Here is a 1,068-nt window from a genome sequence, read left to right on the forward strand (position 1 = left end):
GGGTTCATTCAGGCTTCAGCACACTGCTCCTGCCAGCAGCGCTGTCCGTGCTGCTGCTGGGTTTGCTTCATGGCTTGCTGGGGGGGGCCTTCCGCCAGTTCATGATCCGGGGCGTGCTGGCGGCCACCATTGGTGCAGCGCTTTCAGCTTCCAAACTGGTCGCCACGTTTTCCTTCATGGCCTTTTTTCCGCGCACTGCCTACCTGCTTCCAGGCGCAGGTACTTTGACAGACACGGTGACCATGATCATGGCCGCCCTGTTCATGGATTCGCAGCAGGCACACGACATCGGGGTGAAGTTGCTCGTCAACCAGCAGTGGGGGCTTAACCCGGAGGAATGGGCGTACAGCTTTGGCACTGCATGCGCAGTACTACTTGTCCTTCTACTTTCCGAGCGCATGATGCGATGGACGCTGACATCCCGGGCACTTAAATGGCCCGCGCCACAAAAACTGTTCATGCTGCTGGCCTTCGTCGTTGGCTTGGTATGGCCCATTGCATTTAACTACTTTGAGCCGCACTGGAATGCCATCCTTAAAAGCATTCCCGTCATCAACTCAACCAGTACGCCACTGCGTTGGATCATTGTGTACATCCCAATGATCGCCGTCGGCACAGGCTTGCTGTTCGAGCGTTCCGGGTGGCCACATCTGAAAGTCGTCGCAGTTATCGCATGCCTCACAGGTCTAGTCATTCAGTCATCATCCGATCCGAGAAAGTTCTATTTCCAGCCGATTTACTATTCCGGCGCCATCGCCATARCTCACCAGCAATTGAAAGAAAAGAGCTTTACGCCTGAGATCAGGGAACTGGGAACCGTCTCAAAGATACAGTCTGGACCGCGGCTGTTGAGGGCCATTGTCAATAACACACTGGTTGCCGGCATGTCGCAACTGGAGTGCTACAACCCGGCGTTTGGATACCGCAGAGAGTATTTTTCAGCCGACGGATTAAGTCCCGGGCCAGTTCTTGCCGAGCACAACGGGTTCCTGAACCTGAAAAACCCGGCCTGCTACGTTTACCCAAAAGAAAACAACTGCAAACCAGGCGATCTTTTCCGTGCAGATC

Annotated in this window: 1 protein-coding gene; it reads left to right on the forward strand. The window is 54.7% G+C overall.

The window, feature by feature from the left end; genetic code table 11:
• On the forward strand, positions 1-1,068 hold a 1,068-nt coding region (locus tag AC1D1P_RS24135), incomplete at both ends, for a hypothetical protein (protein ID WP_477674762.1).

This window comes from Polaromonas sp. P1_E1_2 (genome assembly GCF_056406035.1).